The 7,391-nt window shown below is 35.3% G+C and carries 8 protein-coding genes and 1 pseudogene; 5 read left to right on the top strand and 4 right to left on the bottom strand.

Annotation, left to right across the window (positions count from 1 at the left end; genetic code table 11):
* Window positions 1–370: 370 nt before the first annotated feature.
* Together PQF83_RS10300 and PQF83_RS10295 are read left to right on the top strand one after the other, a co-directional pair.
* Entirely contained in the window at window positions 371–1,495 is a 1,125-nt protein-coding gene (locus PQF83_RS10300; RefSeq protein WP_000659041.1) for a helix-turn-helix domain-containing protein, read from the top strand.
* A gap of 12 nt (window positions 1,496–1,507) precedes the next feature.
* Window positions 1,508–2,524 (top strand): alpha/beta hydrolase family protein, encoded by a 1,017-nt coding sequence (locus tag PQF83_RS10295; protein WP_000141804.1) that lies wholly within the window; start codon window positions 1,508–1,510, stop codon window positions 2,522–2,524.
* 86 nt (window positions 2,525–2,610) lie between these two features.
* Here PQF83_RS10295 and PQF83_RS10290 read toward each other — a convergent pair whose 3' ends face one another.
* The 3 genes from PQF83_RS10290 to PQF83_RS10280 form a co-directional block, all read right to left on the bottom strand.
* On the bottom strand, window positions 2,611–3,267 hold the full coding sequence (locus PQF83_RS10290; RefSeq protein WP_000536412.1) for a GAP family protein: 657 nt from the start codon (window positions 3,265–3,267) through the stop codon (window positions 2,611–2,613).
* Window positions 3,268–3,280: 13 nt separating this feature from the next.
* Window positions 3,281–4,039, bottom strand: a complete 759-nt coding sequence (locus PQF83_RS10285) for a MerR family transcriptional regulator (RefSeq protein WP_000581351.1) — start codon at window positions 4,037–4,039, stop codon at window positions 3,281–3,283.
* A 64-nt stretch (window positions 4,040–4,103) separates the two neighbouring features.
* Window positions 4,104–4,247, bottom strand: coding sequence for a hypothetical protein (locus PQF83_RS10280; RefSeq protein WP_000808927.1), 144 nt, complete (start codon window positions 4,245–4,247; stop codon window positions 4,104–4,106).
* Window positions 4,248–4,474: 227 nt separating this feature from the next.
* On the opposite strand from PQF83_RS10280, the pseudogene PQF83_RS28570 reads away from it, so the two are divergent.
* The 3 genes and pseudogenes from PQF83_RS28570 to PQF83_RS10265 form a co-directional block, all read left to right on the top strand.
* Window positions 4,475–4,577, top strand: a pseudogene (locus PQF83_RS28570) (TetR/AcrR family transcriptional regulator); the annotation flags it as partial.
* 128 nt (window positions 4,578–4,705) lie between these two features.
* Window positions 4,706–5,080, top strand: a complete 375-nt coding sequence (locus PQF83_RS10270) for a hypothetical protein (RefSeq protein ID WP_012644490.1) — start codon at window positions 4,706–4,708, stop codon at window positions 5,078–5,080.
* 267 nt (window positions 5,081–5,347) lie between these two features.
* Window positions 5,348–5,806 (top strand): DUF2262 domain-containing protein, encoded by a 459-nt coding sequence (locus tag PQF83_RS10265; RefSeq protein WP_000415699.1) that lies wholly within the window; start codon window positions 5,348–5,350, stop codon window positions 5,804–5,806.
* Between the two features lie 100 nt (window positions 5,807–5,906).
* On the opposite strand, the gene PQF83_RS10260 is transcribed toward PQF83_RS10265, so the two are convergent.
* Window positions 5,907–7,337 (bottom strand): YfcC family protein, encoded by a 1,431-nt coding sequence (locus PQF83_RS10260; protein ID WP_001176955.1) that lies wholly within the window; start codon window positions 7,335–7,337, stop codon window positions 5,907–5,909.
* Window positions 7,338–7,391: the final 54 nt, after the last annotated feature.

Genomic DNA, 7,391 nt, shown 5'->3' with positions numbered 1-7,391 from the left:
GCCTATACTAAAGGGACTGAAATCGGATAAAAAGAAGGCTTGAGCCGTATGATGGGAAACTGTCACGTACGGTTCTGAGGGGAGTTGGGGGCAGCGATGCCCCCCGCTTACCCGACTAAATAAGCTGTTCACTGGAATCTCATAGAAAACTATGGTGAGATGAAATGTTTGATTTTGCAGTACTTCAAAATCTTAGCTAGATGGCTATGTATCGGTACCCCACAATAAAAAGGCAGGGACATATCAAATATGTCCCTGCCTTTGATTTTAGAGACATGTTTCCTAACAGTTGATTTTGTTAACGAAAGTCGACTTTAAATCCATATTTTGTGTGAAGTAAAAGCATATAATAAAAGTATGAGGTGATGATGTGAAGGAGATAAACATTCATAAAGTAATTGCGGATAAGAGAAAAGAAAGGGGGATTACGCAGGAAGAGTTAGCGGCGTATATCGGTATTACGAAGGCGTCTGTTTCCAAATGGGAGACGGGACAGAGTTATCCGGATATTACATTTTTACCACTGCTAGCATCGTACTTTAATATAAGTATAGACGAACTAATCTGTTATACACCGCAAATGGAACAGGAAGATATTAAGGATTTATATCATAGACTAGCGGAAGCTTTTAGTGAAAAACCATTTGATGAAGTAATGATGGAGTGCAGAGAAATAATTAAAAAATATTATTCTTGTTTTCCATTATTAAATCAAATAGGAATACTTTTTATTAATCATCACATGTTAACGGAGGACACGGATAGAAGAATTGAAATTTTAGAAGAAGCAATGTCTCTCTTTAGCAGAGTGCAGGAAGAAAGTGATGATGTTTCTCTTGTGAAAGAGGCGGTATCGTTTCAAGCAACTTGCTATCTTATACTCAATAAACCGAATGAAGTATTGCAATTGCTTGGTGAAACGATACGTCCTAACGTTCCAGAGGAAGATTTAATCGCACAGGCGTATCAAATGCTTGGAAATACTAAAAAGGCGAATGAAATAATGCAAATTAGCATGTATCAACATTTAATACAACTCGTTGCGACAATACCGAATTATGTAGTAGTAAATGCCTCAAGCGTTGAAAAAGTAGAGGTGATTTTGAATAGAGCTTTTATGTTAATAGACATATATGAAATAGAAACATTACATCCTAATATGACTTTAAAAGTATACTATGCTGCTGCGCAAGTATATTGTATGCAAGGCAATTTTGAAAGAGCATTAGAAATGTTACGGAAATATGCAGCAGTTTGTGCGGCAAGCTTCACAGTAAATAGTCTGCATTTACACGGTGATTCCTATTTTGATGGGATTGACGGATGGTTTGCAGAGTTTCCGCTCGGCGCTAAAACAGTTAGAAATGAAGAGATTATAAAGCGAAGCATGTTACAAAGTATTGCAGAGAATCCAGTTTTTGCTCCAATGAAACATGTAAGAGAGTATAAAAATATAATAACGAGTTTGAAATTTAAATTGGATATAAAAGAATAGGGGGACAAAATGATGACTTTTGATGAATATGAAGTAGCGATCAATAGTGAGTTTACTTTGCAAGGTACACTCACTAAACCGAAAGCTGATGGGAAGTATGCGGCTGTTGTCATTATCGCGGGATCTGGAGAGATTGATCGTGATGGAACGATCGTACCGCTAAAGCTTGAGGCGAACATATATAAAGATTTAGCGCATGTAATGGCGAGACTTGGGGTAGTGACGCTCCGCTTTGATAAACGCGGAGTAGGAAAGAGTGACGGAGAATTTCTGAAGACTGGAATGTGGGATTTAGTTAGTGATATAGAGTCTACGATTACGTATTTAAAAGAACAACCATTTGTTAATCCGGAAAATATCATTTTAGCTGGTCATAGTGAAGGTTGTATGTTAGCAACTGTAGTAAACGCAAGAACACCAGTAAATGGACTCATCCTTCTTACAGGAGCTGCGGAATCGTTAGAAGAAGCTACGAAAAGACAAAGAGAGATTGCTTATAAAGAATTAAAAGAACAAAAAGGAATAAAGGGAAAACTAATGCGCCTTCTCAATGTGGAGAAACGTGGAGAAAAGCAGATGGAAAAAATAAAAGAGAAAATGATGAACACAGAAAAAGATACGATTAAAGTTGGGTTTAAACCGATGAACGCAAAATGGTTTAGAGAGCATTTTCAGCATGACATTTATAAAGACTTACAACAAGTAACATGTCCAGTGCTAGCTATCGCTGGTGATAAAGATATTCAGGCTGACCCTGAAAGAGCTAAGCGGATCAGTGATTATGTGAAAGGTGATTCTGAAGTATATGTAATAAAAAATATGGATCATAGTTTGAAAGTTTTTGAAGGTGAGTTTAAAGCATTAGATTTTAAAAAGAATTATGAAGAAGGAGCAAGAAAGCCACTTCATCCAGAGTTGGAAGAAATAATTGTGAATTGGATGGCATCATATTTTATCCCAGGTAGTAGGACTCTTACATCAAAATTAGGTGAATATGAGGAAGATGGAAGGGAGAGTAACTGCCTGTAAAAGACAAACTGGTGTGGGGGAATGGTAGGTGTAAGTACTTCTGTAGTTTCAAACATATTCCCCTGAGTGTAGGTTCTATAAATACCCTATAAATAATCCAGGCTATTTAATATTAGGAGGAAGCCAACTATACACATAATCCATGATAGGGCTGATCCTGTACTATTAGCAATTTTCATTCGAAGCCTCTCGAGAGGTTTTTGCATCCACCGACCAAATAGGAGATAGAAGAGAAACAGCAGGAGAGAGGGCAGTACCATGATCAAGTTGTATCCCGCTAAAATAGAAGACCATTGTATCAAGGATAGATTAGAAGTAGTAAGTATACCAATTGCCGCAAAATAAGGAAATGCAGTACCCACTTCAATTAATGTAGTAGTGAATCCTAGCGCGATCATTGAAAAAATGCTTTTTGATTTTGGTGAGGGGATCTCTGAATTTTTCTTTGGTGGAATATAGAAGCTTGCAATGAATAATATGACACCAATAATGAAGAACGACCAGCTTACGATTCGGTTTTGAAATAAGCCAGAAATAAACTTAAACAAAAAATCTAATCCTAACATGAGTGAAACGCCAACAGCAAAATAAAATCCTGCTACCGTCAATAAATAAACGAATAAACGTTTCGTGAGACGTTCTTTATCTGTTAAAAGTAGATATATTGTTACTCCTATTGTAGTAGGGCTTAGCGTGTCTAATATAGCTAATCCGCCTATTAGGAGAAGTTGCTCTGTACCCATTGTGCTTTCCCCCTTATTCCGGCTCAGGATTATTTTTTTTAGTCATAAAAATGGCATATGCCTCGTTCATAAACTGAAGCACATCTTGATCGATTGGATATAAACTAAGTTTCTCTGATTGTTCGGGAGCCATCCTTATCTCCCAAAGCTTATTTAGAAATTCATCCTCACCTTCAAATTCTTCTAGGCGTTTTTCCTCCATTCGTCTTATGATATTTTGAACTTTCGTTGCTTTTGGGCCATCCTTCATATAACGCTTTAACTGGCCGATGAGAGCAATCCATTCGAGTGAATCAGAACAGTCACTTGCCATCTTAGGAACCTTTTCTAATAGTTTTATTTCTTTTTCTTTAAATATAGATTCGCGATAATACTGTTGTATTTCTTTATCTTTGCTGGATAATTGCATGATTTTTTGAATCGCGATCCAGCTTTCTTCTCCCTCTAACGCAATTCCATTTATCATTTCTCGTAAGGATAATTCTATTTTCTTTAAATGTTCCTGCTCATTTATTACATAAGATAATTGGCTCTTTAAACTATCCGACCAATCCCACTCATTGAAGTCGAGCATATGTTTAATCTCTTGTAACGGAAATCCAACCTTTTTTAAAAATTGAACTTGCTGAAGTTTTTTTATTTCTTCATTTGTATATAAACGATGGCCACCCTCTGTTTTGGATGCTGGTTTTAATAATCCGATTTTATCGTAATAACGCAGTGTTCTTACTGTAACGCCTGTCAGTTCTGCAACTTTATTAATGTGTATCAACTGATAAACCTACCTTTCTGTACGTTAAGATTTTATCTTTAACGATTATTTTCTTATTTCGCTTCTAACCTTCTTTACTAAGAAGATTTTTAAGTAAGTAGCCTGCTCCTAATCCAATTAGTGCACCAGGAAATCCATGATCCAGTAGCAGTCCAATACCTGCACCTATAATGACACATCCATAAATAATAATATCGCCCTGTTTCATATGAAAACCTCCTATTTTTCTAATTTCTTTTATGAAATTGCGAAATAGGAGCTACTTAACAGTATATAAAATGACCCAACGTCAACTTCAAGTGTTTTTGATTATTATTAATACAGTTATATAAACCTTTAAAGCGCCCTCTAACGGAAGAATTAATTTTAAAATATTTTGCGGGCTTATCGTTCCAAAATATTTATACTAAAATATATAATACGGGGGTGTGGTTAATGGGTAGAAAGATTAGTTTTAATAAAGAGCAAGCTTTAAATAAAGCTATGTATTTATTTTGGGAGAAAGGTCATAAGCCGAGCTACTCTCTACGATAGTTTTTGAGGTAAGGATGCACTATTTAAACTAGCTGTGGAACATTATAAAAACTTTGGTGCCTTAGCATACAAAATTCACGTATTGTTCTTGCTATCCTGAGGTGAAATTGGAGGGAATGTCTTTTGAGAAGCATGCCTGTAAAGTTATTTTTTAAATCAATCCTATTTTTTTTCTTATGCGGTATTGTTGTTTATTCTATATTTCAGATTATGTTTGTCTGGAGTGCTTCGACAGGATTAGGAAGGGATGATATAGTCGGATTTTCTGATAATAAGTATGTAATTGGTCGTCCACCTGTTAGCTATAATTTATATAAAAAAGATAGTGGGGAAACTATATTAGATAATGTTATTGGTTATAAAAAAGGAAAAACGAAAAGCTATGTTCGGAATGAAATCGAATTTGTAGTGATAAATGAGATAAAGGGTAGCTATGAATTGTATAAAATAGAAAAGGCTTCAGAAAAGGATATAGAACGGCTGAAAGAAATGCAGAAATTAGAATGAAAGGGGCTATTTGAAGGATAAAAATGCTATTGGGTTGAAATAAAATTTAATAAAATACTAACTTCAGAATTTTTCATTTTTAACAAACTTAATTGGAATTTTACAAATGCACACATATTATTGTTAAATCTAAAAAATGGTTTAGACTGATAACTGAGTTTTATTTCATGAAAAAAGTCAGCATAAAAATAAAGCATTAGGAGTTCAGTCCCATGTCTATCAAACTAATTAAAGTTTCTTTTTCAGGGATAGAAAGGAAATGAAATCATGGAAAAATCAATAAATAGTGAATTGATTGGAATGTTTATCTTTAATGAAACTTTACATACATATGAACAAAACGAAGGAAAAGTACATTGGGAATTGGATGTTAGAAATGAGCGTGTACAAGTACATGAAATGCTGAAAAGAGCAGAAAAGCTTTATGTATGTTTAGAGGAATTTGATAAAAAAGCTAAGCTTGCTATAGCGGAAGAATTAATAGAGTATAAAAATGATTTTTGGCCTGAATATGATGAGAATGATGAACATTTAGATTGGGATGCTGTAGATGCAGGAGAATATGATATGACGAAAGAAACATTTGAGCAATCTATTACTCTTATGGACATTGTAATGAGAGAAAATGATATATATTGTGAATACAATGATGGAGATGTATTTGGTGGCCATAGAATCCATGCTTCTTTTGACAATGAGTACAATTTATTAGCTGCAGAGATTTAGCTTTGAGAGATGCAAGTGAAAAGGATTGATTACTATAATCAATCCTTTTTTTCATTATTATAAGATAACGGTGAAATAATAGGGAGAAAGTTTCATAGTTTTAATACGGTCCCCACTCAATATTAACCCCAACAATAAGAAAAATAAGTCCAATAATAAACCAAATGAATGCAAGTGGAGCCATAAATCGAATCCATTTTCCATAAGAAATACCGCTCGCTGCGAGAACGCCCATTAAAACACCGGAAGTTGGATTGAGGCAGTTCACTACACCTTCGCCGAGCATAACAGCTTGTACTGTAACTTGGCGTGTAATGTCCATGAAATCAGCTAACGGAGCTAATATCGGAATAAAAATAACAGATTCACCTGTACCGGATGAAATAAGGAAATGTAATGCGGCACTACTTACATACATACCGATAACGCCAAATACCGGGCTTTGTCCTTCGAGAGACTGTGCGAGTTGGTTAACGATTGTATCAAGTAATTTTCCTTGTTCTAAAATGACTGAAATACAACGAGCCATTCCGACGATCAAAGCACCGTATATGAGATTTTGGCAGCCTGCTAGAAAAGTAGAAGCGATATCGTTTGCTTTCATACCACCTATTATTCCAGCTGTAATTGCGATGAAAATAAAAGTAGCGGTCATTTCTGCGTCTGTCCAATGTAGACGAAAAGCGCCGATTAAAAATGCAATTAATGATAAAGCTGCAACGAGTAAAATTAATTTATGACGTATTGTCCAAGGAACTTCTGTTTTCTGTGCCTCTTTTCTACTTGAAAGAGCATTACTTGGAAACCAGTTGTCGCCGAGTATGCTTCCTTTATTCGATTTTTTTAAGCGTTTTACGTACCAATTAATATATAGAATGGTAGCAAGTAAAAAAGAGATATAAATTGCTGTGCGTAAACCAATTCCTGAAAACATTGGGAGTTCCGCGATTTTTTGTGAAATGCCTAAAGGTGAAGGAGATAATATAGTAGCATTAAAACCAGCATAAGTACCTAAATAAATAATGGCTACGCCGACGATAGCGTCCCATTTTAATGTGCGGGCAACGATGATGCCGATAGGGATAAAGCCGATAACTGAGTTAACGATAATGCCAGTCGTTCCGAGAATGGAAAAGAGTGCGGCGACAATGCATATAAAAAGTAATTGCTGGTTACGAAATTTGTTAATAACATGATAGATTAAACCGTCAAGAGCACCTGTTTTTTCAAGAATGGCAATAGCTCCGCCCGTAAATAAAATTAAAAAGATGATAGGAGCAGCAAGTGTCATTCCTTTTTCAATAGCGGTAAAAAAAGAAACAAACCCTACCGGTGATTGCGGAACAGAATGGTAACTTCCTGGTATTGTCGTTGTAACAGTCCCGTTAGTAACTCTTTTAAATTCTCCAGCAGGAACGAAATAAGTAGCTATTGCACAAAGCAGAGCAATAAAAAATAGTAGTACGTACGCGTCAGGCATTTTAAACTTTCGTTTACTAGGTTGTTTTTTCACCTCAGTTTGTAATTGCATAAAATCCCTCCTTTTTCACTTGATTAATTTTTAATATTCTGAAATTTATCTGTG

Source organism: Bacillus sp. FF-1, from assembly GCF_028548245.1.
GTDB lineage: Bacteria > Bacillota > Bacilli > Bacillales > Bacillaceae_G > Bacillus_A > Bacillus_A paranthracis.
Note: the sequence above shows the minus strand (reverse complement) of the source record. Positions and strands in the feature narration are given on the sequence as shown.

Excerpts from the sequence above, each read along its gene's own strand:
- PQF83_RS10280 (WP_000808927.1), bottom strand. The coding sequence starts at position 4,247 with ATGAAACAGGGCGATATTATTATTTATGGATGTGTCATTATAGGTGCA.
- PQF83_RS10270 (WP_012644490.1), top strand. The coding sequence starts at position 4,706 with ATGCCTGTAAAGTTATTTTTTAAATCAATCCTATTTTTTTTCTTATGC.
- PQF83_RS10260 (WP_001176955.1), bottom strand. The coding sequence starts at position 7,337 with ATGCAATTACAAACTGAGGTGAAAAAACAACCTAGTAAACGAAAGTTT.
- PQF83_RS10265 (WP_000415699.1), top strand. The coding sequence starts at position 5,348 with ATGGAAAAATCAATAAATAGTGAATTGATTGGAATGTTTATCTTTAAT.
- PQF83_RS10295 (WP_000141804.1), top strand. The coding sequence starts at position 1,508 with ATGACTTTTGATGAATATGAAGTAGCGATCAATAGTGAGTTTACTTTG.
- PQF83_RS10290 (WP_000536412.1), bottom strand. The coding sequence starts at position 3,267 with ATGGGTACAGAGCAACTTCTCCTAATAGGCGGATTAGCTATATTAGAC.